The organism is Singulisphaera chitinilytica (assembly GCF_049331405.1).
GTDB lineage: Bacteria > Planctomycetota > Planctomycetia > Isosphaerales > Isosphaeraceae > PoT.
Map to the genome: position 1 here is coordinate 380,067 of NZ_CP186274.1, position 22,233 is coordinate 402,299.

Sequence of the window (22,233 nt, forward strand, 5' to 3'; positions counted from 1 at the left end):
AATTGCTTTGCTTGTCGCGAACGTTGCTGTCGCAGACGTGACTTTAGTAAGGAAATGTCTCTGTCTTAAAATATTGCGAAATTCCACGAACCTAGGGTCATACGCAGGATGGAGCGTCTTGCAAACCATCCGCGGGATGGACGCGTCCCGGCAAGTTGCCCCGGCGGCCTTTCCGGAGGCGAACCTGACCGAACGGAATTGAGGACTCGAGCTGGCAGCGTACGTCGCTACTTATTGACTTAATCAAGAAACGGAGCCCTGGGAATAGCGGTCGGCCGCCGAATTTCTCGGTTTGGGCGGACACGCCCAGGGTCTTGCGGGTAGCCATCGCTTCAAATAGGTCGCACGCCTCATCGCGTGCCTTCGATCTCTCGGCCGTTCCGCAGGGTTCTAGTGAATCGATTCTCGGCTTACTCCGCAAGGGGTGTTGGCGGATGTTCCTGGAAACGTGGGCGGAGGGCATCGGCCAGAGAGCGGAATTCCTCGACGTTCATCGACTCCGCGCGGATCATGCCGGTCAGGCCTAACCCTTCCAGGAGGGCGTCGACCTCGGGCTTCGTCCACTCCTTGCGCCACATGCTGTGCAGGACCTGGCGGAGGTTCTTGCGGCGATGGAGGAAGACCTGCCGGACGATCTCCTTGTACCAGGCGAGGTCGGAGATCTCCGCCCGCTTCGCCGGGTCCGGCCGGATCGCGACCACGGCGGAGTCGACCTTGGGCCTCGGCCAGAAGACGGTCGGCGGGAGGGTGCGGACCAGGGTGCAATCGCCCAGGGATTGGATCATCACCGAGAGGGCGCTATAGGCCTCGGTCCCCGGCTCGGCACGCATCCGCTCGGCCAACTCGAGCTGGATCGTGGCGACCATGAGCGTGGGCTTGAGCTCGGGGTGGATGAGCAGGTTGCTGATGATCGGGGTGGCGACGTTGTAGGGGAGGTTGGCCACGAGCTTGAATTGCTTGTCGGGCGAGATGGCCAGGCCCGCACGCACGGTGTCGAGCAGCTCGGGGGCCAGCGTGTGCTTGTTGGCCAGGGCGTCGCAATTCAGGACCCGGACGTTGGGTCGGCCTTCCACGGCCTCGCTGGTGAACCTGGCCATGACCGGGTCGATGTCGACGGCGACCACCGCCGCGCCCCGGTCGGCCATCAGGGTCGTGAGGGCCCCGGCGCCCGGGCCGACCTCGAGCACCACGTCATTCGGGCCGACTTCCGCCGTGTTGGCGATCAGCTCGTGCAGATTCAGGTCGATGAGGAAGTTCTGGCCGTAGCGATGCTTGGGGGCCACCCCTCGCCGTTCGAAGAGGTTGCGGAGGTACGTCTGTGTCTGTCGGCTCGTGGCCATGGAGCAACCTTTGAAGTCGGTCGAGTCGCGACGTGCGGTCGGGAGTCGGGGGTCTTGGAGCCAGTAGGAATCGGGCTATGCCGTCTTGTGCGCCATGAGCTTGGCGACGTGCCGGGCGATCATGTCGGTCTCGATGTTGACGCGGTCGCCGGGGGCGAGCGTCCCGAGCGTGGTGATGGCCAGGGTGTGCGGGATGAGCATGATCGAGAATCCGTCGGCCGAGACGTCCACCAGCGTCAGGCTCACGCCGTCGACCGCGATCGATCCCTTGGGGACGAGGAAGGCGGTCCACTCGGGGGCGATCCCGAAGCGGAAGAACTCCCACTCGCCGTCGCGTCGGCGCTCGAGGAGGGCCGCCGTGGTATCGACATGCCCCTGGACGAAGTGCCCGCCCAGGCGGTCGCCGACCTTGAGCGAGCGTTCGAGGTTGACCGGGGATCCGGCCTCTTTCGTGCCGAGGTTCGTGCGGACGAGGGTCTCGGGCCCGGCCTGCATGTCGAACCAGTCTCCCTCGGAGGCGACCACGGTCAGGCAGCAGCCGTTGACGGCCACGCTCTCGCCGAGGGCCAGGGGCTCGGCCAGGCCCGGCCAGACGAGCCTCAGCCTGCGTCCCGAGTTCTCCTCGACGACCCGATCGACCCGCCCCAGGACTTCCACCAGGCCCGTAAACATGAATCAGGACACTTCCGAAACGGGGTAGGGCGGGCTATTGCCCGCCGTGGTCGTTCGCTTTGGATTGAGGGGACCGCCGCCGAGGTCCTCGGCGTCCGTCCGGATCGGCCCGTCCCCACTTCTCGCATCGGATATGGTAGCACACCCCCCGCCGCGTTAGAATCGGGGATCCCTGGGTTCGGGAGGGACCGGCCCCCCTGCGCCACCGAAAAACTGCGGGAAACGACGAACTCCAACCCCAACGGAGGCAAGACCGCCATGACCCCGTCCCTGAACCGACGCGATTTCATCGCCCAGGCGACCGTGGCGACCACCGCCCTGGCCGCATCCTCGAGCGCCCTGGCCGCTCGCGCCAACCTGCCCAAGTCGCCGACCGACAAGGTGATGCTGGGCAAGACCGGCATCGAGGTCTCGCTCATCGGCATGGGAACCGGCAGCATCGGCAACGGCCAGGCGAGCAACCAGACCCGGCTCGGGATCAAGGGCTTCACCCGCGTCGTCCGCCACGCGCTCGACAAGGGGGTCTGCCTCTTCGACGTCGCCGATCAGTACGGCTCGCACGTCTACCTCCGCGAGGCCCTCAAGGGGGTCCCCCGCGAGAAGTACGTGATCCAGACCAAGACCCACGCGGCCAACTACGCCGACGCCAAGAGCCACATCGAGCGATACTGCCTCGAGCTGGGCGTCGAGTACATCGACATCCTCCTGCTGCATTGCATGACCAAGTCGGGCTGGCCGGCCGACAACCGCGGGTCGATGGAATACCTGCGCGAGGCCAAGGAGAAGAAGATCATCCGCGCCCACGGCACGAGCTGCCACGGCATGGACCCGCTCCGGACCGCCGCCAAGGACCCGTTCGTCGAGGTCGACCTCGCCCGGATCAACCCCGAGGGGCTGATCATGGACGACAAGAAGCCCGACGAGGTCGCCTCGCAGCTCGAGGAGATGCACGCCGCGGGCAAGGGCGTCATCGGCATGAAGATCCTTGGCGAAGGCCGGATCACCACCCCCGAGCGCAAGGACGCGTCGCTGCGTTACGTCCTCGGCCTCGGCACGGTGAACGCCTTCATCATCGGCTTCGAGTCCACCGAGCAGGTCGACGACATCATCACCCGCACGGCCTCGGCCATCGAATCCCTGGGCGCCAAGCGAAGCTGAGCCGATCCTGGCGGATCTTCGAAACCAAAGCGACGAGGCCGGTCGGGTCCTACCTGCCTGGCCTCGTCCCGTTTCCGCCCATCAGCGATTCCGGAACCCTCTCGGGCCGAATCGAGGGCCTCGGGGGCGCGACGGAATGAGGGGAGGCCTGATCCGCCGGAAAGGGGATGACGGCGGCATATAAATATGCGGCCCGGGCCGTTGGAATGGGGACGCCGCCCTGGAGATCGGAGCTTGCTCCGGCTCGGCGGAGACGTGTGCCTCCTGACGCAGCCAGGCGATCGCGCGAGGGATCCCCTCCGCGATCATCGAGTCGTAATGGTTTCCCGTCTCCACGATGTCGAGCACGACCGTCTTCCCGAGCTGTTCCAGGCGCCTCATACAGTCTTCGCTCTGGGAGACCGGGACGTTCGAGTCGTCGCGGGCGTGGAAGAGGTAGACCGGGCACTGGAGCTTCGCCTCGCCGTATTTGGGCGAATACTTGATCGCGAGGTCGCCGAACCCGACCTGCTTGAACTCCTGGACCGCCTCAGGGCCGAACCGAGCCTCCAAATCGACCGGCGCGGCGAACGCGATACAACCTTTGAGCCTGGGCTCGTTCTCGGCGAAGAGCAAGGACATGGTCCCTGCCGAGCTATGCCCCGCCGTGTAGATCCGCTCGGGATCAATCTGGGGGACCTTGCTCAACGCGAACTCGATCGCCACGTGGGCGTTGACGAGCCCGGCCCTCGCCGCCAGGAACTTGTTCATGCAGGCGCCGAGTTCGGCTTCATTGATGTTTTCGCGATCCCGGAGCATGCCGTCGAGTTCGTACGCGACCACGGCAAAACCGGCCCGGACGTAGGGCAGGTGCTCGGGCCGGTCGCCGTCTCCGAGTTCCATCCCCGTGAGCAGATTGCTGCCCGCGCCCGTGATCATCACGCAGGGGAGCGACCTCGGCGCATGCTCGCCCGAGGGGAGGTAGGCCCAGATCTTCCCCGAATGCCCCGGCTGGGTGCCGCCGGGCAGGTGGACCTCGTGGAGCTGGATGCCGGGCTCGATCTCGATTCCCGATCCGAGTTCCGGCAGCACCGGCATGGCGATCGGCGCGTTGGGGTCGACGGTGGATCCTGCAGCCAGTGGAGCCGGGGTGCCCGGCTGCGCGGCGAGACCATTGGCCGGCTCCGCCTTGCGGAGATCCCTCCGATAGCCTCCATAGACCCTGAGGAAGAAGAGTACGATCAGGACGCCGCCGACCACGTTCTTGACCCAGGTCTTGCCCGACCCGGACCCGGATTCGGAGCCCCCGATCTCGCGTTCCGGCCTCGGTTTGAATCCGGCACGCCTGGGATCGCCCATGCCCGGCCCCGGCGGCAATGGCCCGGTCTCGGGCTTCGAGGGGCGGGGTGGCTGGGCGATTTCCTGGAGATCATAGGGATCGTCCGGCTCGTCGAGCGTCGTGCCTCGCGCGGGGATCGTTAAGCGCTGGCCGCACTGCTTGCATTTCGCCGCCTTGCCGGCCAGCTCATCCGCGACGTGGAATGGCTTCCCGCACCGCGTACATCGGAACGAAATGCTCATGGTCGTTCGCCCTGCTGGCCTGTCCGTGCGGGATATTCTATTTATTGGCCGTGATGGGAGATGAGGACGATTGTGTTCGCGACGTCGACGGGTGTCAAACCCGGTCGCGGCCAAAATCGTTCGAGTCGAGCAACCTCTGGCCCGGACGTTGCGTATACAGGCATAAAGCGGGTGGATCCGCACGAAGAATCGGCGATCTGCAGCGAATTCCCTGGAAAGCCGCATCGAGGGCAACGAAAACATCCGTGGAAACGGAGAGGCTGATATGACGACCCGACTGGCCCGTTGGTTCCACAAATCTCGACAGGACGAAAGCAAGGACCAGGGGAAGCAGGTCCGTCCCGAAGACTACGTCGGCGCGGACGAGCAGGCGAACGAGCGTATGGTCCGCGAGGGGTTCGTGCTCAAGGCCAAGCGCCACCTCAACAAGATCCCTCTGGCGCAGGAGACCGTGGCGATGTACTTCGCCCTGCTCGACCCCAAAACCCCCCTCTGGGTCAAGGGGACTGTCGCGGCGGCCCTGGCCTATTTCATCCTGCCGTTCGACGCCATCCCCGACATCCTCCCCATCGTCGGCATGAGCGACGATGCGGGAGTCCTGGCCGGGGCCCTGACCGCCGTCTCCGCGCACATCACGTCGGAGCACCGCGAACGCGCCCGGGCCTGGATGCAAGCCGAGCTCGGCCCGAAGGCCGCCCACGCCTGAACCTGCTTAACTCGTTCAACTTCGAGCCGGCATTGAGCCTTTTGGCCGATACCGGCTCGTGTGTCATGGCTGACGAGGTTCTCAAAACAACGACGCCGTCCTCCACATGATCCAAGACACCCCACCAAAGTGAGTGAGGGATGATCGATCGTGGGCGAGGACGGCGTATTCGTCGCTTCAGTTGAATACTGATGCGGCGAGGGCCTGGCTCAGGCCTCGACACCGATGGACGCGAGCGCGGGCTTGACCTGCTCCTTGGCTTCCTCAAAGGATTCCTTGGCGACGCCTGCGATTTCCTCCATCGACATTCCGGTGGCCTCTGAGCCGAGCCGGAGCGCCAGGTAGTCTTCGGCCACGCCAAGGACCAGGTCGGGGATGCCAAGTCCCCGGCTGAGTGCGATCCGGGCCATGGGGGCCACGCTGGCGAACCCGGCCGCGATCACGGCTCCCATCGGAGCTGCGAGCGGGTCCTCGACACCGTCTTCTTTCAAGCTCTCGTGCGCGACCCAGGCCCCGGCCAGCGTCCTCGGGATCAGCAGGGCGGGATTGTACCGGCTGGGCAGGAACCCCGCCTTATCCAAAACAAGCTCCCCCATCGCCGCCAGGGCCACACCCCGGGCCCCCTGACGCTTGCGCGACGTCATCAGGAACGCCGGCCCGAGCGAGAGCTTCAACCCCGTGATCGCCGCCAGTGCCATCGCCCTCTGGAAGGGCGTCATCGTGCTGGGCATGGTGGAAGTCCTCCGTTGTGTATCCAGTCGCCATGAATCTGAAGGCGTTTCCGCCTTGTAACTTCCTTCATACCCAAGGCAAAGCTCATGCCAAGGGTTTACGTTGAGGGGAAATGGAGGGGCAGCCGATGACTTTTGCGGGACCATGTGGTTTTCATCACCAAGAATATGGATCGGCTTATGCTTTGTTTCCATTTGTAAACAAGTTGGGATGGAATTAGGTTTCGCGAATACGAAGGGCTGTTGCTGCAGCTCGGTAAAATTGTTAAGTTTTCTGGAGTCGGTAGGGGCGACGAATTTTGCCTAGCCTCACCTGAATGTACGAATGGCGCGAGTCCTGCCGCGCCGCCCATCTCCCTGGAATTGATGAGATCTGATTCCAGACACCCCACTCGTTGGTGTCGTTCTTCCGTATTGAGTGATGATCCTGGACCGCCGGTCCTTTCAGGAACGGATTTGCCTCGCCGAAAGGGATTCAAGGCTCTCATTTATGAGCTCATCTCCTGCCATTCTCGCTCGCGCCGTCCGTGGTATATTCAGGCGTGGTAAGAACTTGCGGAACAGGGTCGAGTGGAGTGTCGTTCGTGCGTTGCGGAAAGAGGCACCATGGTCGAAGAACCGCTGGGGGCATAAGTATCAGGCGGTCAGCCTGACCGAATACCACTACCTCCGCGACGGGAATCCCGAGACGCACGAGAGTGCCCTGCTCGAGCACGTCCTCCGCCCAGGGATGACGGTCGTGGATGTCGGCGCGAACCACGGCCTCTTCAGCTTCGAGGCGGCGCATCTGACGGGACCTACCGGCCGCATTCATGCCTTCGAGCCGACGCCCAGCACCCGGGCCTTGCTGCAGAGCAACTTCGACGCGAACGGCGTCACCACCGTGAAGGTCTTCTCGGTCGCGGTCAGCGACGCCCCCGGCATGGCCAAGCTCCGCGTCCATCGCGAGCTGAGCGGCCTGAATACGCTGGCGACGAAGGACATCACCTGGAACCAGGGGACGCTGCACGCCGACGAGATCGTCGAGGTGCCCGTCACGACCCTCGACGACCACGCGGCCCGCGAAGGATTGAGCCATATCGACTTCCTGAAGATCGACGTCGAGGGGTTCGAACTCTCCGTGATCCGGGGCGCCCGGAAGCTGCTCAAATCGAAGAGCATCGACATGGTGATGGTCGAGATCGGCGACGTCACCTGCGAGAATGCTGGGGTCTCACCGATGGACCTCCTGAACGAGTTCCATTCGCTGGGATACCACCTCTACGGCATCTCCGAGACGGGCGAGATCAACCACCAAGTCGAGTCATTCCCCTCGACGACCTTCAGCGCCAATTTCCTCGCGCTCCCGGCGACCGAAGGGGCTCGTTGAGCCGCACACCCCTGCCAGACACGCCGGCCCCGAACGCTCCGGGGCCGGCGTGAGCCTACCGACTCTCGCAAGCCAATTACCATCATGTCAGCATGTTTGCCGCTGATGCCTTGCCTCAGGCGATGGTGCAAACCTGGTCGAAGCTGAGCCTCGGGTTGCGGGGGCGGAGCTGGGCGGGGTCGCCGTAGCCGAGGTTGACCAGGAAGTTGGATTTGAAGCGGCCGTCGGGGAAGAAGGCGGCGTCGACCTTGGCGTTGTCGAAGCCGGACATCGGGCCGGCGTCGAGGCCGACGGCCCTCGCGGCGATGATCAGGTAGGCACCCTGCAGCGAGCCGTTCCGCATCAGGTGGGCCCTGGTGAACTCTTCCCTGCCGGGGGCGGTGAAGAGGGCGGCGAAGCCCGGGTTCTGCGGGAAGAGGTACGGGATGTGCTCATGGAAGCGCGTGTCGTAGGCGACAATCGCGCAGACGGGGGCCGACATCGTCTTGTCGACGTTCGCGGGCATCAGGGCCGGCTTGAGCCGCTCCTTCGCCTCGGCCGACTTCACGAAGACGACCCGCATCGGCGTCGTGTTCGCGGACGTCGCGCCGAACTTGGCGATCTCATAGAGCCGATGCAAGACGTCGTCCTCCACCGGGCGGGGGAGCCAGGCGACGTGGGTGCGCGCCTCGCGGAAGATGACGTCCAGGGCCTGGTCATTCAACGGTTCGGCCATCGCTTGGATTCCTCGGGCATTGATGATCGTCGATGGGCGACAGCATAACCCATCGACGTCGCACGCGCCATCGCAAAAGCCGATCCCGATCGAGAACCCCGCCGGTCGCAGTCGATCCGGCTCAGATCAACGGACGTATCAACCCCTTTCGCGTCCATGGCGCGTAAAGAAGGGGGTCCCCGACGAAAAGCTCGTCGGGGGCCCCCCTCGATGGATGGCCTGGTCGATGTGCCCGGGTCAGGCCCGGGCCGGGTCGATATGGATCAGCGGTCGCTCATGGCACCGAGGAACTCAGGCGTGGCGGTCTCGAGCTTGCCTTCGAACCGGGCGGGCTGGCCGTCGGCCGTCTTGCCCGTGATGCGGATTTCGACCTGATCCTCGGAGAGCCGGGTCACGGTGTAATTCAGCGGGTTGGGCTGGTCCTCCAGCATGATCTGCTGGCAGTTCCGCCCCTCGGTGAAGCGGCCGACCACGCGACGAGTCAGGCCCGACTTGTCGCGGGTGGGACGAGCTTCGATGACGTCGCTGTTCGTGGCGAAGACCCACACGAAGGAGTCGCTCGCGGCGACCTGCTTGCTCGAGTTCCGCTTGAAAGCCTTGAGCGTCGAGCGGGTCCCCGCCAGGGAGATGGGGAGTTCGCCCGTGAACGGCCTGGCGATCGAGGCGTGGGTGAGGACCGGCTCCGGCGCGGGCTTGCTGGACTCGACGGGGCGTTCTTCCGAGGCGCTGGCGTGCGACGCGTCGGTCGGGGCGACCTTTTCCTCGCTGACCACGTCGCGGCTCGGCTTCTTGATCGTGCGTCGGCGCGTCTCATTCAGGTTCGCGTTCGAGTTCGAGGCCAGCATGCGGTTCGCCGGGGGCTTGGGCGCGTCGACGACGGGCTTGGGCACCTGGACGACCGGCCTGCGAATGACCTCGGCGACCTTGGGCGGCTCGGCCGGTTCGGGCCTGGGAGCGGGCTCCTTGACCTCGGGCTTCCTGGCTTCGACGACGGTCTCGGGGGCCGGGGCCGCGGGCTTCGGCATGGAGGGGGCGTCGACGACCGGCTTCGCGGCCTCGCTGCTGCCAGGCTTCGATGCCTCAGCCACGACGGGCTTCGGGGCCTCGTCGCTGCCCGGCTTCTCGGCGTCGGCGACGGGCTTGGGGGCGTCGAGGTCGGGCTTCGGGGTCTCGGCGTCGGGCTTCATGGAGGGGCGCCGAGAGTCGTCGTCGATGGCGCGGGTCGTGGGAGCGTTCGGCTTGGTGGTCGAGACCCGGTTGATCGGGGTCGGTGGGGCGACCGGGCGATTGGCCGGGGCCACCGTCGGGGTCTCGGCCGGGACGGGCGCGGCGGCCATCAGGGCGACCGGGCTGTTCGACTTCAGCTTGTACATCGTGACGATGTGCCAGCCGTGCTTGGTCGGCTCTTCGCCCTGGGGGACGCGACGCTCGAGCTTGAGCCCGGAGGCGTAGATCTGGTGGCCCGAGGTCTCGCGGGTGCCGTTCTGGTCGGTCTCGAGCACGAGCCGGATCGATTCGAACGGCTCGTCGTTGACGTGCTCCTCGACCGACGGCGTGCCGAACCGGATCATGTCGCCGGCGAGGTCGCGGCCGTGGAGGTAGAACTCGCCCGAGGCCCCGACCTCGATGTTGGCGGAGCCGCCGTTGGGCTCGATCTTCGTCCACCCCTGGGTCACCTGATAGGTGGCGATCCGCTCGCCCGACGGGCCGTTCGAATCCTTCTTCTCGGCGAGGTAGCGCACGGCAATGAACGCGGGCTTGGAGCCCTGGTTGATGATGGTGGCCGTCTCGGCGAGGACCGGAGCGGTCCAGGCGCCGAGCGAGGCCGCCACGGCCCAGGCAACACACGAGGCACGACGTAGAGACATTGACGCTAACCTCCTGAGTCAAAGGTATGCACACGACAAAGACTCAGCACGAGCTTCATGCCCAATCCGACGAAGGTTCCGTGGCTCGATCGAACCGGGTTGACCACAACCCCTCCCGGTCCCGGGCGTCAAAGCCGCCACAAAATCCTGCGCGTTCCCTTTGCCAAGCTCGGCTTCCTAGCCGATCGTCGTTGAGAATCCGTATCTCGAGGGAATATGTCCCTGCATGTCTCGACCATTTGAAGGAGCCAGCTTAAACAGATTGACCAAACCGCCCTCCCGACCCTCCGTCCGCAGTCCTGTTGGGAGAATTTGGGGCTCTGGGAAAAGAATATGCCTCGGGTCGAGTCGTCTTATTGGGGAAGCGGGAAGGCTCCTCCCAACGGACGACGCAACACGAGGCATGCATGATGACTTCTGGCTGAGAGGGGGCCGGGCTCCGAAGATCCCGGCCTTGTCCTCAGGTTGTCCGCAAGGCGCGGAGGCGCGATCAGTGGCCACCCTTGACCGGGAGCTTGGAACCGAGGGTGTCCTTGTTCGCGGTGAACCCGCCGCCGTCGACGTCCACGAAGATCGGGTTCGAGACGGCGACCGGCAGGTCCTTCTCGTGGTCGGGGCCCATGACCGGGCCGAGCTTCGAGCCTTCGCCGATCGTCGCCACGATGACGTGCGTGTCGCGCTCGAGGGTGATCGGGATCTCCTGCTCGAACTTCACGACGCCGTCCTTGAATTTATCGGCCGCCTGCTTCTTGGTGAAGTTGAGCGAGTCCACCGGCCGGCCGTTGAGGAAGACCTGGACGCGGTCGACGTCGAACCAGTTCGGGCACTGGACGCGGACCTGGAGGGTTGCCTTGCCCCCCGGGATCGCGACGTCGTCGCCGGGGATCGACTCGGTCGAGGCCGAGCCATTGCCCGACTCGCCCCCCTTGAGCTTCACCTCGAGGAAGGGGCCGTTGGACATCACCACATTCCCGCGCTCGGCCGCATGCACCATGTCCAGCGTCTCGATCTTCGACGGGTCGTCGGTCGGGCACTTGAGGTAGCTGCGGAGGAAGCCCGAGCCGTGGAAGTTGTAGTGCGCATCCGTGTTGACGACGCCCGGGATGCGCTTCCCCTGGTTGAGGAGTTGCATCCAGTTGAAGATCGGGTTGTTCTCCTTGCGCCCTTCGTACTCGACGACCCCCTGGTCGAAGATCAGGTGGGGCGGGTGGACTTCGATGACGTCTATGTGGCCAACCATGCCCGAGTAGCCGCCGTCGGGGTTGCCGTCGCCGTTGCGGTCGAAGAACATCCAGCCCATGTCGGGGTGGTTGACCTGCACGAGCTTCTCGGAGCGGCCGTCCCAGAGGGCGAGGCGCTCGATCTGGAATTCCGGATCGTCGGCCGAGGGGGGCGCGCCGTTGTCCTGGGTGTTGGGCTTCATGACGAGCGGGAAGGCGTTCTGGTGGTTGAGCGGCAACGGCTGGCCGGTCATCTCCATGCCCGAGCAGGTCGCGATCAGGGGCTCGACCCCGAGCCGCTGCAGGTGGGGCGTGTAGGTCGAGATCCGGTTGTGCTCGGTGCAGGGGGCGAACTCGATCTGCTCGCAGAGCAGGTTCAGGACGCGGCCGAGCTGGCTCGCCGTGTTGTCGCCCGAGGGGCTCGAGTGGCTGTGGAAGTCGGCGCTGACCCAGCCCGGCGACTGCACCGTGCGGACGAGCTTGCCCTCGAGCGTCGTCTCCTGGCCCCGCTTGACGTCGAGCCGGGTGAACACCGCATCATACTCGGTGCCATAGCTGATGATCACGTCATAGCGGCCAGGCTCGAGCTCGCGGCGGAACTTGCCGTCGTGGCTGTAGTAGACGTTCCGGATGGCGTGCTCGCCGCTATCCGGCCCGAAGTCGGGGCTGGGCGTGCCGTCCCGGCCGATGAACTGGACCTTGCAAGGAATCGGGCCCCCCTTGGCGTCGACGATCTTCGCGACGACCTTGCCCGGCTCGGGCAGCTCGACCGAGAGTGCCTCGGGGGCGTCCGGCTTGATCTCGAGCGACTTGGAGCCGTGCGGGGCCGACGTGACCTTTAGGATGCCGGCGGCCTTCGGCGGGGCAATCTCGATCGTCCCCTTCTCGTCGGTCCGACCCCAGGCCGTCTTCTTGCCGTCGGTTTCGAGGGCGACGTCGGCCGCGACGACCGGCTGGCCTGCGGTGTCCTTGACGGTCAGGCGGATGGGGCGGGGGGCCTTGTCGGTCCCCTGCTCGACGAAGCGCTGGACGTCGAAGAGGTTGGCGCCGGGGGCGAGCTTGCGGGCCAGGCGATACGTCTCGCCGGGGGCGAGGGTGATCCGCAGCTTGCCCTCGTGGTTGCGATACTTCAGGAGGAGCTGACGGCCCCCCGAGCCGATGATCTGGTGCTTCTCGGCGAGCCAGCCGTAGGCCTGGCCGAAGGCCTTGTCGTAGGCCCAGTAGAGGTCGGCGTAGGCCTCGGGGGCCTTCTCGAACGAGTTATCGGCGCGGAGGGAGTCGATCAGGTCCGTGCTGACCGTCTCGTTGCTGTGGTTGGAGAAGTCGGTCGTGACGAGGACGTAGGGCAGGCCATCCTCGAGGGTGTACGAGACGGCGACGTCGGGCGTCTTCTCGCGGGGCTGGGCGACGAACTTCATCGTGATCTTGCGGGCCTTGACGAACGTCCGCTCCAGCTCCGAGATCTCGTAGATCGACGGGGCCTGGACGTCGATGCCGCCGAACTTCAGCTCGCGGGCCTGGGCGCCCGGGTAGTAGGCCGAGAGCTGGTCGCTCTGGCGGTCGCGGCGGGTCAGGTCGATGATGCAACCGCCGACCTCGCGGACCGTCATGTTCGCGTTCCGTTTGCGACGCGGGTGGGCGATCACGGCGATGATCTGGTCATTCGCCAGGGTGAAGTCGCCGTAGATCGCGTCGGCCTCCTTGCCCTGCGGGGCGAAGCGCTCCCAGGTCTCCGGCGAGAGGGAGACGAGGTCGGCGGCATGCGCCGTCCCCGCCATCAAGCATAAAGAGGCGCATAAGGCTAGATTCTTGAACGAGATTCGGTTCATGGTCACGTCGCTCCGGCTCCCGGTGTCCTCACTCGCTCGAAAGGGTCTGGCGCCCATCCGGGAGTGCGTTTCGGTCGCGCTCGATGGCGCAGGAATGGTGGAGCATGCCCATGCACAGAGGTCGCGGTCCAGAGAAATTCCTGTTAAGCTTGGAATGGTAAAGGGTTAAGAGACGGTTTCCTGGGGATATTTCGCGGCCCCGGACGTCGCGATCTTCGTTCGGATCGGAAGTTGGAGATGATAAAGGAAGTGATGCGCAACGTGTCGCTCTGGATTTCATGAGTGCATGGGTCGTCGGCCTCGTCTTGTTCTCGGCCGTCCTGCATGCCGCCTGGAACGGGCTCTTGAAGGGGGGAGGGGATCGGCTCCGATTGGCGACGATCATGGTGCTGACCTCGGGCATCGCCTCCATACCGCTGATCCTGGCCTTGCCTTGGCCGCGGTCGTCGAGCTGGTTCTACATCCTCGCCTCGGCCTGCGTGCATGTCGCGTACAACGTCCTGCTGGTGGCCTCGTACAGGGATAGCGACCTCGGCGTGGCTTACCCGATCGCGCGAGGTTCCTCGCCGATGCTCGTGACATTGGGGGCGTCGCTGGTGGCCGGCGAGCGGCTCGATGCCTCGGCGCTCGCGGGTGTGGGTCTCATCTCGCTCGGGATCCTCGCCTTGGCCCGCGAGAGCCGGGCGCATCTTTCGGCCCGTGCCCTCATACCCGCGCTTCTAACAGGGGTCGCGATCGCGGCTTACACGGTGGTCGACGGCCTCGGCGCCAGGCTCTCGGGCGATTCCAGGTCGTATGCCGCCTGGCTCTTCCTGGTCTATGGCGTGCTGATGTTCGCCTTCATGTTGATGCATCGGGATGGGCTCCCGAGCCTTCGTGTCGACGCCGAGGCACTCCGCGCGGGGCTCGGTGGCCTCATTTCGATGGTGGCCTATGCGGTCGTGATCTGGGCGGCGAGCATCAGCCCGATGGGGGAGGTCTCGGCCCTGCGCGAGACCAGCGTCGTCTTCGCCGCCGTCATCGGCTGGCTCTTCCTTGGGGAGCGCCTCGGGAGCCGACGCCTGGCCGCCTGCATCGTCGTGGCGCTGGGGGCCGCCGTCCTCGGCTATCAGCGCCACTGATCCGCGCGATCCGTTGCACCGGCCTTTTAGCAGGATCGAAACGGGGATGCGGGCGATTGCGGGCACGCCTCTTGACGTGTACGCTCTCTGACGAGACCCTCCCTCGTGCCGTGGCATCGAACCGATGCGAAATGACCAGGCCCGAACCCCATTGGATTGCCATGCGGATGACACCCGTACCGATCGCCTTGCGCCTCGCGCCGGTCCTGCTCGCCGCCTTCGTCGTCCTGAACCTGGCGGCTGCGCATGCGGCCGAGCCTCGCGTCGCGGAGGCCCTCCAGCCGTTCGTCGATCGCCACGCCCTGGCGGGCGCCGTCGCGCTGGTGGCGGCCCCGGATAAGGTTTTGAGCGTCGAGGTCGTCGGCTTTTCCGACGTCGCCAAGAAGACGCCGATGAAGGCCGACGCCCTCTTCTGGATCGCGTCGATGTCGAAGCCGATGACCTCCACCGGCCTGATGATGCTGGTGGACGAAGGGAAGGTCCACCTTGACGACCCGGTCGCGAAGTACCTGCCCGAGTTCCACGGGCAGATGCTCGTGGCCGAGAAGACTGAGGATCGACTCGTCCTCAAGAAGCCGGGCCACCCGATCACCGTGCGCGAGATCCTCTCGCACACGAGCGGCCTGGTCGCACGCTCGCCGCTGGAACGCGAACTCGACTCGATCCCGCTCCGCGACGCGTCGATCAGCTACGGCCTCTCCCCGCTCCACTTCGAACCGGGCAGCAAGTACGAATACTGCAACCCCGGCATCAACACCGCCGGCCGGATCATCGAGGTCGTCGGCGGCAAGCCTTATGAGGAGTTCATGCAGGAGCGCCTGTTCGGGCCGCTCGCGATGAAGGACACGACCTTCTGGCCGAACGAGGAGCAATTGAGCCGGCTGGCGAAGTCGTACAAGCCGAACGCCGAGCACAACGGCCTCGACGAGGTCCCGATCACGCAGCTGAGCTACCCGCTCACCAACCGCAAGCGGCATCCGTACCCGGCGGGGGGCCTCTTCTCGACCGCCGCAGACGTCGCCACGTTCTGCCGGATGATCGCCAACGGCGGCACCCTCGACGGCCATCGCTACGTGTCGGAGTCGGCCGTCCGGCAGATGACCTCGACGCAGACGGGCAGCCTGATCAACCACGGCCATGGGGAAGGGGGCTACGGCCTCGGGTGGTCGACCAGCCGCAAATCCAAGGGGGACTCCGGCCCGGTGATCGTCGGCACCTGCGGCCACGGCGGTGCCTATGCCACGAGCATGAGCATCGAGCCCGACAGCCACATCGTCACCGTGTTGATGCTCCAGCACGCCGGCTTCCCGCCCGGCGTCGACGGCGGCAAGATCCACGAGGCCTTCGTCAAGGCGGCGAAGGAAGATCTGAAGAAATGATCGAATCTTGACTGAAAAACATGAGTTGATGTTCGGGGCCCGCGAATTTTCGCGGGCCTCGTCGTTCAAGCCCTGGTGACAGGGCCCGACAAGGCCCCTTCGAAGGGGCCGGGATCAGACGACGGGCTCACGCTCTCGGAGGGAATACGAGGAGATGAGGCCGACGGCGGCCAGGAGCAGGAAGACGATCAGCCTCGTGCCCGGCGTCACGTGGTAATAGCGGAACATCGGGACGGCGATCAGCCTGAAGACGAAGTAGACCGCGAAAAAGTGCATCAGGTTTTTCATCGGAGGACTCCTTGTTCGGTAGGGTGTTGGCGTCTGGGGATCGGCTTCGAGTCGTCACGTCCCCTCCGCGAGATCTATCCGGAACGAACGCCCGACCGGACGTCGCGTCGGAAAAATTGGCCCGACCGATCGTCCAACGCCTGCGGGCGTGACGACATCCCGGGTCGGTGTGGACCTCGCCGTTCGAAACGAAGATGCCGGCCCTCGCATGCGACGTCTCGCAGCGGAGGCCGGCATCTTCGCGCCTTATCTGGATTCGTCGACCGATTCGCGGTCAGCTTGCCCGGTTGTCATTGAGCCGGGTCGCGAGGACGCCGGTCACGGCCCCGGCCGCCGCGGCGCCGGCACCCCCCGACATCCCGAGGAACTTGGCCAGCGTGATGAACACGATGGCCGATACCAGCGAGAGCGGCAGCACTCGCAGGAACATCCTCCGGAACTGTCTCCCCGTCATCTTGTCCGACATGGTCTCAACCCCCCCGAGTAAGACTCCCCGGGTCCGACGTCCGGCTTGTTCTCCAGGGTTATCCGGCTCGACGCGAGGACCGGACAGGACGACCAAAAAAATCGGCGTAGGTCCGTCGAGCCTTCGCGTCGTCGGGGTGAGGGGCGTCAGAGCAGGCCGGCGATGGGGTCCCCTTGATACACCTGATGGGGGCGGTCGACGTCGTCCTGCCAGGCGGCCACGGCGGGGATGCCCAGGGACCGGTAGATGGTCGCGGCCATGCCCTCCGGGGTCTGCGGCTCGGTCGTCGGGTGGCCGCCGATGCGGTCCGTCGAGCCGATCACGCGACCCCCTTGCACGCCGCCGCCGGCGAAGAGGACCGACTGCGCATGGCCCCAATGGTCGCGCCCGGGGAGCTTGTACGCCGAGGGGAGGAGCGAGATCCGGGGCGTGCGGCCGAACTCCCCCGCCATGACGACGAGCGTCGAGTCGAGCATGCCGCTCTCGTGCAGGTCGTCGAGGAGCGCGGAGACGGCCCGGTCCATCGGCGGCAGGAGGGAGTTCTTGAGGTGCGGGAAGGCGTTGCCGTGCGTGTCCCAGGTCTCGTTGTTGCCGAGGTTCACCTGCACGAGCCGGACCCCGGCCTCCACCAGGCGCCTGGCCATCAGCAGCGACCAGCCGAAGGCATTGCGGCCGTAGCGTTCGGTCACCTTGGCGTCGGCCCCGTTCACGTCAAAAGCCTGCCGGGCCCGGCCGTCGGTGAGAAGCGAGACCGCCGCCTGGCGATAGCCGTCGAGCCGCCCGGCCTCGGCCGAACGCTCGAGGTCGGCCCGCTGGCGGTCGAGGTGCCGGAGCAGGGCCAGGCGATCGACCAGCCGGCTCTTGCCGAACCCTTCGGGCAGGGTCAGGTCGGGGACGCTGAAGGCCTTCGTCTTCGCGGGCCGGACCCGATCCTGATGGTCGAACTCGTAGGCGGGGTAGGCCCCATAGGCCCCCGGGTCGAACGGGGAGGCCTCGATGAACCAGGGGTCCCGGTGCGAGCCCATCAGGCCCGCGAACTGGCCGGGGATGATCCGCCCCGTGTTATGCACGAGCTGCTCGGGCAGCACCACGGCCGGGGGCAGATTGTTGCCCGAGGTCGCCACCGCGCCCGCCACGGCGGCGATGGACGGCCAGTCGTTCGGCCTCGGCTGGTTCGGGTCGAACCCCGGAGGCAGGTCCGACCGGCCGGTCAGCATGATGTGATGGCCCGCCGAGTGGTCGTTCGAGGGGTGGGTGAGCGACCGGACCACGGACCAGAGCTGGCTGCGCTGGGCGAGCATGGGTAAATGCTCGCAGATGGAGAGCCCCGGCGTGGCGGTGGCGATCGGCTTGAACTCACCCCGAATTTCCTCGGGGGCGTCGGGCTTGGGGTCGAAGCTCTCGTGCTGGGCGAGCCCGCCGGAGAGGAAGATGTAGATCACCGATTGCGCCCGCCCTTGGCCCGGCAAGGGGGCCTCGGCGGCGTTGGCCGCGCGCAGGGCGTTGAGGTGGCAGGTCCCCAGCCCCAGCAGGCTCACGCCCCCGGCCTGGAGTGCGAATCGTCGCGTGAAGCTCGGGTGGCGAGGCATCGCGTGCGAAGGCTTCAAGGAGGAAGGTCGCATGGCGAGACTCCGGTGGGGGAGCGGTCGGCGGGACAAGCACCATCCTCAACGATGCCGGGCGGCAGGCGTCCCGTCGTCGCAGCATCGCGCAAGGCAGGTATCGATCCCGCGCATCATAGTCGGGATCGTTCAACAATTCCATCGTCCGCCGCCCGGCCCCCGATTCGTCTCGCTCAGGGTTCGCAATGCGCGTGCGGTGCGTCGCGAGGGGCGAGGGACTCGGAGATGTCCTCATCATCCTCGTCGGCCCAGGGGGAGAAGGGGTCAGCCAGGCTCTCCCAGTGGCCCTCGCCGAGACTCAGCTCCTCGTCCGTCAGCAGGCAGGCGTCGAGCGCCGAGACGAGCGCCTGGCGATCCATGCCGATGCCGATGAAGACGAGTTCCTGGTTCCGATCGCCGTAGCGAGGATCCCAGTCCCTTAGGATGTCGCGGATCTCGGCGGGGTCCTCGGGCCATTCCGATTTGGGGGTGGCCGCCAGCCAGTAGCCGACGGGCTCGATCCGGCTCGCGCCCCCGGCCTGGGAATACATGGCGAGGAACTCGGGGCGCGTCGCCAGCCAGAAGAATCCCTTGGCCCGCAGCACGCCTTGCCAATCCTGGCGGAGGAATTCGAAGAGGCGTTCGGGGTGGAAGGGGCGGCGGTCGCGATAGACGAAGCTCGAGATCCCGTATTCCTCCGACTCCGGTGTATGCTCGCCGCGAAGCTCGCGCAGCCAGCCCGGCGCCTCGGCCGTCTTCGCCATGTCGAACCGCCCCGTGTTCAGGACGAGGTCGAGCGGGACTCGCCCGAACTCCGCGTGGACCAGCTTGGCCGAGGGATTCAACTGTCGCAGGAGCCCTTCGAGCCTCGCCAGATCATCGGCGTCGACCCGGTCGACCTTGTTGATGACCAGGACGTCGCAGAACTCGACCTGATCGGTCAGGAGGTCGACCACCGTTCGGTCGTCCTCCTCTCCCAGCGCGAGGCCTCGATTGCGGAGTGCCTCCGAGGCGACGTATTCGCGGAGGAAGCTCTCGGCATCGACCACGGTGACCATCGTGTCGAGCCTGGCGACGTCGCCGAGCGACTTTCCGTCGTCCCCCTCGAACGTGAACGTCTCGGCCACCGGCAAGGGTTCCGAGATCCCCGTCGACTCGATCAGCAGGTAGTCGAACCGGCCTTCATGGGCGAGCCGGCCTACTTCGACGAGCAGGTCCTCGCGGAGAGTGCAGCAGATGCAGCCGTTGGTCATCTCCACGAGCTTCTCGTCGACCCGGTTGAGGGCGCTCCCCTCGCGGACGAGCCGGGCGTCGATGTTGACCTCGCTCATGTCGTTGACGATCACCGCGACCTTGCGCCCCTCGCGATTGTGCAGGATGTGGTTCAGCAGCGTCGTCTTCCCCGCGCCGAGGAATCCGGACAGGACCGTCACCGGCAGCCGATCGGACATGGACCATCCCCCTCCCGCTTGCAGGTGTGACCTGCAAGTGGTGCTGTGTTTCTGTGTGGATCAATCGATGGAAATGCGTGTTGTGGAATAGAGCTGTCAGGCGTGGCGATGGCCCTGGAAGCGGTGCTCGACCTCGCCCCAGTTCACCACGTTCCACCAGGCCGAGACGTAGTCGGGACGTCGGTCCTGGTACTTGAGGTAGTAGGCATGCTCCCAGACGTCGAGGCCCAGCAGGGGGATCCCGGAGCCATCCATCAGCGGGTTGTCCTGGTTCGGGGTCGAGGTGACGGCGAGCTTCCCGCCCTTTTCTTTGATGAGCCAGGCCCACCCCGAGCCGAATCGGGTCGCGGCCGCCTTGGAGAAGCCCTCCTTGAGGGCAGAAAACCCGCCGAAATCCTTATCGATCGCCGTCGCCAGGCTCCCCTTCGGCGAACTGCCTCCGCCCGGCTTCATCACCGACCAGAAAAGCGAGTGGTTGTAGTGGCCGCCGACGTTGTTCCGCACGGTCGCCCGGATCGACTCGGGCAAGCTCGCGAGGTTTTTGAGGAGTTCCTCGATCGGGACGTGGCGATGCCCCTTGAGCGACTCCAGGGCCTTGTTCAGATTCGTGACGTAAGCCTGGTGGTGCTTGCCGTGATGGATCTCCATCGTCCTGGCGTCGATGTGCGGTTCGAGGACATCGAATGCGTAGGGCAGCGGAGGGAGCGTATAGGAGGCTTCCGCGTGGTGCTCGTGCTGGGCGCTCATCACGTAGGAGGTGCCAAGCAGGGCCATGGCACCGTGGGCCAGCAGGGTGCGTCGCGATCGGTTGACGGTCATTCGCGGTCGTTTCCCGGGGTTTGTCGCGTGGGGTTGCTTGAAGAGAGGGGGAGCCGATTTACGCCCGGCTCATTTGCGTTTGATCTTGTGCAGGGTGTGCTTGCGGAGCTTCGGGCAGTACTTCTTGAGCCCGTCGCGTACCCCTTCGGAGATGCCGCCTCGCGTGTTGACGGAGATCCGGTAGTTCAACTCGCCGGTCTCGGTGCATTGCAGCCAGACGTATTCCCGAGCTCCTGATTTCGCCATGTCCCGACTCCTTCCCGTTCGCTCCTCGACGAGGTAGGCCGATCCGCCGGGGCGCACAAACGCCCGAGGCGGGACGCGGCCCGACCTTCGGCGAGGAAACCTGCTTGTGCGAGGCGTAGGGCCTCGTTACCCGACCTCAAAGATGGAGTGCCGTTGGGTCGGGGCGAGTTCCGGGGTCGATCAGGCGATGATCTGCCGGATGGGTGTGCCGAGGCTCAGGGCGTAGGGCCGGCCGAGGGAGTCCTGGATGGTGGTCTCGGGCGGGAGGCCGAGGATCTGATAGATGGTGGCGGCGATATCCTGGGGCGTGACGGGATCGCGGGAGGGGTAGGCGGCGAATGAGTCGCTGGCGCCGAAGATGGAGCCGGCCGGTACGCCGGCGCCCGCGAAGAGGGCGGTGTAGCAGTGGGGCCAGTGATCGCGACCCCCCTTGTCCGCCCCGGCGCCCGAGGTGATCTGCCCGACCTTCGGGGTCCGGCCGAACTCGCCGATGGCCACGATCAGGGTCTCGTCGAGCAGGCCGCGGTCGTGCATGTCGGCGAGAAGCGCGGAGAAGGCGCGGTCGAACATCGGCAGGATCGACCGCTTCAGGAGGGGGAAGTGCTGCCGGTGCGTGTCCCAGCTCTGGTCGTATCGGGCCCCGGTGCAAACGGTGACGAGCCGCACGCCCGCCTCGATCAGCCGGCGGGTCAGCAGCAGGCATTGCCCCAGGTGCGGCAAGCCGCCGAACTGCCGGGCCTCGAGCTTGCGGTCATTATCCGGGTCGAGCCCGTACCGCTCGCGGACCGCCTGCGGCTCCTCCGAGAGGTCGAACGCCCGCTTCGCCTCGGGGCTGGTGACGAGCGAATACGCCTTGCGATAGTGCGCATCGAGCCGGTCGACGGCCTCGGTCGGCTCCAGCCCTCGCCCGACCGCATCGAGCAGCGCCCGCCTGCGGTCGAGCCGCTCCGCAGACAGGCCGACCGGCAGTTCGAGCCCGGGGACCTTGTACCCCGGCAGGCTCGGGTCCCCCGTCAAGAACGGGTCGGCCGCCGCCCCGAGGAACCCGGCCGCCTGGCCCGGCAGGAACGCGCCGTTGTTGCTCATCCAGTCGGGCGTCTGGATGAAGTCGGGCAGGGCATTCCCCGAGGGCCGCAGCTTCGCCAGCACGGCGCCGAAGGGGGGGAAGTCGTCGGGCGACGGTGACGTGATCAATCGGCCCGAGGCGATCGGCTCGCGGCCGGTGAGCGTGAAGTAGGCCCCCGCGTTGTGGTCGCCGATGGTGTGATGCACCGAGCGGACCAGGCAGAAGTGATGCGCCTGCTTCGCGAGCATCGGCAGGTGCTCGCAGAAGTGCAGGCCCGGCATGGTCGTCTCGATCGGCTTGAACTCGCCGCGGACCCCCTCGGGGGCGTCGGGCTTCATATCCCAGAGGTCCTGGTGTGCCGGGCCCCCTTCGAGGAAGAAGAGGATCACCGACTTGACCCTGGTCTTCTGCCCGGCGACCGTCTCGGCCTTGAGCAGGGTCGGCAGCCCGAGCCCGAGCATCCCCAACCCTCCCAGCCGCAGGATCTCCCGACGCGAGGGCCCATCGCCTTGGCCGGGACTCCGCGAACCCGCCGTGACTCGGAACATCGCCGGGGACCTTTGGTCTTGGTTTGGGATGGTGCGCCCAGTTCGACGACGATCGTAACCCCAAACCCCCTCCCGCTCAA

At 66.0% G+C, this 22,233-nt stretch carries 19 protein-coding genes; 5 read left to right on the top strand and 14 right to left on the bottom strand.

Annotation, left to right across the window (positions count from 1 at the left end; genetic code table 11):
* Window positions 1-410: 410 nt before the first annotated feature.
* Both rsmA and ACOYYX_RS01395 read right to left on the bottom strand, forming a co-directional pair.
* Window positions 411-1,340 carry a 16S rRNA (adenine(1518)-N(6)/adenine(1519)-N(6))-dimethyltransferase RsmA gene (rsmA, locus tag ACOYYX_RS01390; protein WP_422928147.1) on the bottom strand — a complete coding sequence of 310 codons (930 nt, stop codon included), beginning with the start codon at window positions 1,338-1,340 and terminating at the stop codon, window positions 411-413.
* Between the two features lie 75 nt (window positions 1,341-1,415).
* Window positions 1,416-2,012, bottom strand: coding sequence for a riboflavin synthase (locus ACOYYX_RS01395; protein WP_422928148.1), 597 nt, complete (start codon window positions 2,010-2,012; stop codon window positions 1,416-1,418).
* A gap of 258 nt (window positions 2,013-2,270) precedes the next feature.
* Here ACOYYX_RS01395 and ACOYYX_RS01400 point away from each other — a divergent pair, with 258 nt between their 5' ends.
* A complete protein-coding gene (locus ACOYYX_RS01400; protein WP_422928149.1) occupies window positions 2,271-3,170 on the top strand; it encodes an aldo/keto reductase in 900 nt (299 codons plus the stop codon).
* Between the two features lie 81 nt (window positions 3,171-3,251).
* Here ACOYYX_RS01400 and ACOYYX_RS01405 read toward each other — a convergent pair whose 3' ends face one another.
* Complete coding sequence (locus tag ACOYYX_RS01405) at window positions 3,252-4,730, bottom strand: prolyl oligopeptidase family serine peptidase (RefSeq protein WP_422928150.1); 1,479 nt, start codon at window positions 4,728-4,730, stop codon at window positions 3,252-3,254.
* A 265-nt stretch (window positions 4,731-4,995) separates the two neighbouring features.
* Here ACOYYX_RS01405 and ACOYYX_RS01410 point away from each other — a divergent pair, with 265 nt between their 5' ends.
* Window positions 4,996-5,436: a YkvA family protein gene (locus tag ACOYYX_RS01410; RefSeq protein WP_422928151.1), complete on the top strand. Its 441-nt coding sequence runs from the start codon at window positions 4,996-4,998 to the stop codon at window positions 5,434-5,436.
* A gap of 209 nt (window positions 5,437-5,645) precedes the next feature.
* Here ACOYYX_RS01410 and ACOYYX_RS01415 read toward each other — a convergent pair whose 3' ends face one another.
* Entirely contained in the window at window positions 5,646-6,167 is a 522-nt protein-coding gene (locus ACOYYX_RS01415; RefSeq protein WP_422928152.1) for a hypothetical protein, read from the bottom strand.
* Window positions 6,168-6,756: 589 nt separating this feature from the next.
* Here ACOYYX_RS01415 and ACOYYX_RS01420 point away from each other — a divergent pair.
* A complete protein-coding gene (locus ACOYYX_RS01420; protein ID WP_422928153.1) occupies window positions 6,757-7,536 on the top strand; it encodes an FkbM family methyltransferase in 780 nt (259 codons plus the stop codon).
* Between the two features lie 115 nt (window positions 7,537-7,651).
* On the opposite strand, the gene ACOYYX_RS01425 is transcribed toward ACOYYX_RS01420, so the two are convergent.
* The 3 genes from ACOYYX_RS01425 to ACOYYX_RS01435 all read right to left on the bottom strand — a co-directional run bounded on the left by ACOYYX_RS01425 (window position 7,652) and on the right by ACOYYX_RS01435 (window position 13,168).
* Window positions 7,652-8,251, bottom strand: a complete 600-nt coding sequence (locus tag ACOYYX_RS01425; protein WP_422928154.1) for a malonic semialdehyde reductase — start codon at window positions 8,249-8,251, stop codon at window positions 7,652-7,654.
* A 263-nt stretch (window positions 8,252-8,514) separates the two neighbouring features.
* Complete coding sequence (locus tag ACOYYX_RS01430; protein ID WP_422928155.1) at window positions 8,515-10,119, bottom strand: hypothetical protein; 1,605 nt, start codon at window positions 10,117-10,119, stop codon at window positions 8,515-8,517.
* A gap of 490 nt (window positions 10,120-10,609) precedes the next feature.
* Window positions 10,610-13,168 (bottom strand): CehA/McbA family metallohydrolase, encoded by a 2,559-nt coding sequence (locus tag ACOYYX_RS01435; RefSeq protein ID WP_422928156.1) that lies wholly within the window; start codon window positions 13,166-13,168, stop codon window positions 10,610-10,612.
* A 278-nt stretch (window positions 13,169-13,446) separates the two neighbouring features.
* Between ACOYYX_RS01435 and ACOYYX_RS01440 the strand changes: the two genes are divergently transcribed.
* Both ACOYYX_RS01440 and ACOYYX_RS01445 read left to right on the top strand, forming a co-directional pair.
* Window positions 13,447-14,289 (top strand): DMT family transporter, encoded by an 843-nt coding sequence (locus tag ACOYYX_RS01440; RefSeq protein WP_422928157.1) that lies wholly within the window; start codon window positions 13,447-13,449, stop codon window positions 14,287-14,289.
* A gap of 167 nt (window positions 14,290-14,456) precedes the next feature.
* Window positions 14,457-15,668 carry a serine hydrolase domain-containing protein gene (locus tag ACOYYX_RS01445; RefSeq protein ID WP_422928158.1) on the top strand — a complete coding sequence of 404 codons (1,212 nt, stop codon included), beginning with the start codon at window positions 14,457-14,459 and terminating at the stop codon, window positions 15,666-15,668.
* A 114-nt stretch (window positions 15,669-15,782) separates the two neighbouring features.
* Here the strand turns inward: ACOYYX_RS01445 and ACOYYX_RS01450 are convergent, their stop codons facing one another.
* The 7 genes from ACOYYX_RS01450 to ACOYYX_RS01480 all read right to left on the bottom strand — a co-directional run bounded on the left by ACOYYX_RS01450 (window position 15,783) and on the right by ACOYYX_RS01480 (window position 22,153).
* Window positions 15,783-15,956 carry a hypothetical protein gene (locus ACOYYX_RS01450; RefSeq protein ID WP_422928159.1) on the bottom strand — a complete coding sequence of 58 codons (174 nt, stop codon included), beginning with the start codon at window positions 15,954-15,956 and terminating at the stop codon, window positions 15,783-15,785.
* 274 nt (window positions 15,957-16,230) lie between these two features.
* On the bottom strand, window positions 16,231-16,422 hold the full coding sequence (locus ACOYYX_RS01455; protein ID WP_422928160.1) for a hypothetical protein: 192 nt from the start codon (window positions 16,420-16,422) through the stop codon (window positions 16,231-16,233).
* Between the two features lie 146 nt (window positions 16,423-16,568).
* Window positions 16,569-18,044: a DUF1501 domain-containing protein gene (locus ACOYYX_RS01460; RefSeq protein WP_422928161.1), complete on the bottom strand. Its 1,476-nt coding sequence runs from the start codon at window positions 18,042-18,044 to the stop codon at window positions 16,569-16,571.
* A 173-nt stretch (window positions 18,045-18,217) separates the two neighbouring features.
* The gene (zigA, locus tag ACOYYX_RS01465) at window positions 18,218-19,474 is read right to left on the bottom strand and encodes a zinc metallochaperone GTPase ZigA (protein WP_422928162.1); all 1,257 of its coding nucleotides are present in this window, start codon (window positions 19,472-19,474) and stop codon (window positions 18,218-18,220) included.
* A gap of 96 nt (window positions 19,475-19,570) precedes the next feature.
* Window positions 19,571-20,221 (bottom strand): superoxide dismutase, encoded by a 651-nt coding sequence (locus ACOYYX_RS01470; protein ID WP_422931576.1) that lies wholly within the window; start codon window positions 20,219-20,221, stop codon window positions 19,571-19,573.
* 141 nt (window positions 20,222-20,362) lie between these two features.
* The gene (gene rpmG / locus ACOYYX_RS01475; RefSeq protein ID WP_422928163.1) at window positions 20,363-20,539 is read right to left on the bottom strand and encodes a 50S ribosomal protein L33; all 177 of its coding nucleotides are present in this window, start codon (window positions 20,537-20,539) and stop codon (window positions 20,363-20,365) included.
* 180 nt (window positions 20,540-20,719) lie between these two features.
* A complete protein-coding gene (locus tag ACOYYX_RS01480) occupies window positions 20,720-22,153 on the bottom strand; it encodes a DUF1501 domain-containing protein (protein WP_422928164.1) in 1,434 nt (477 codons plus the stop codon).
* Between the last annotated feature and the right edge of the window lie 80 nt (window positions 22,154-22,233).

Coding starts and splice junctions, on each gene's coding strand:
- ACOYYX_RS01460 (WP_422928161.1), bottom strand. CDS start 18,044: ATGCGACCTTCCTCCTTGAAGCCTTCGCACGCGATGCCTCGCCACCCG.
- ACOYYX_RS01430 (WP_422928155.1), bottom strand. CDS start 10,119: ATGTCTCTACGTCGTGCCTCGTGTGTTGCCTGGGCCGTGGCGGCCTCG.
- ACOYYX_RS01400 (WP_422928149.1), top strand. CDS start 2,271: ATGACCCCGTCCCTGAACCGACGCGATTTCATCGCCCAGGCGACCGTG.
- ACOYYX_RS01440 (WP_422928157.1), top strand. CDS start 13,447: ATGAGTGCATGGGTCGTCGGCCTCGTCTTGTTCTCGGCCGTCCTGCAT.
- ACOYYX_RS01425 (WP_422928154.1), bottom strand. CDS start 8,251: ATGGCCGAACCGTTGAATGACCAGGCCCTGGACGTCATCTTCCGCGAG.
- ACOYYX_RS01480 (WP_422928164.1), bottom strand. CDS start 22,153: ATGTTCCGAGTCACGGCGGGTTCGCGGAGTCCCGGCCAAGGCGATGGG.
- ACOYYX_RS01450 (WP_422928159.1), bottom strand. CDS start 15,956: ATGAAAAACCTGATGCACTTTTTCGCGGTCTACTTCGTCTTCAGGCTG.
- ACOYYX_RS01470 (WP_422931576.1), bottom strand. CDS start 20,221: ATGAGCGCCCAGCACGAGCACCACGCGGAAGCCTCCTATACGCTCCCT.
- ACOYYX_RS01455 (WP_422928160.1), bottom strand. CDS start 16,422: ATGTCGGACAAGATGACGGGGAGACAGTTCCGGAGGATGTTCCTGCGA.
- ACOYYX_RS01395 (WP_422928148.1), bottom strand. CDS start 2,012: ATGTTTACGGGCCTGGTGGAAGTCCTGGGGCGGGTCGATCGGGTCGTC.
- ACOYYX_RS01410 (WP_422928151.1), top strand. CDS start 4,996: ATGACGACCCGACTGGCCCGTTGGTTCCACAAATCTCGACAGGACGAA.
- rpmG (WP_422928163.1), bottom strand. CDS start 20,539: ATGGCGAAATCAGGAGCTCGGGAATACGTCTGGCTGCAATGCACCGAG.
- zigA (WP_422928162.1), bottom strand. CDS start 19,474: ATGTCCGATCGGCTGCCGGTGACGGTCCTGTCCGGATTCCTCGGCGCG.
- ACOYYX_RS01405 (WP_422928150.1), bottom strand. CDS start 4,730: ATGAGCATTTCGTTCCGATGTACGCGGTGCGGGAAGCCATTCCACGTC.
- ACOYYX_RS01445 (WP_422928158.1), top strand. CDS start 14,457: ATGACACCCGTACCGATCGCCTTGCGCCTCGCGCCGGTCCTGCTCGCC.
- ACOYYX_RS01435 (WP_422928156.1), bottom strand. CDS start 13,168: ATGAACCGAATCTCGTTCAAGAATCTAGCCTTATGCGCCTCTTTATGC.
- rsmA (WP_422928147.1), bottom strand. CDS start 1,340: ATGGCCACGAGCCGACAGACACAGACGTACCTCCGCAACCTCTTCGAA.
- ACOYYX_RS01415 (WP_422928152.1), bottom strand. CDS start 6,167: ATGCCCAGCACGATGACGCCCTTCCAGAGGGCGATGGCACTGGCGGCG.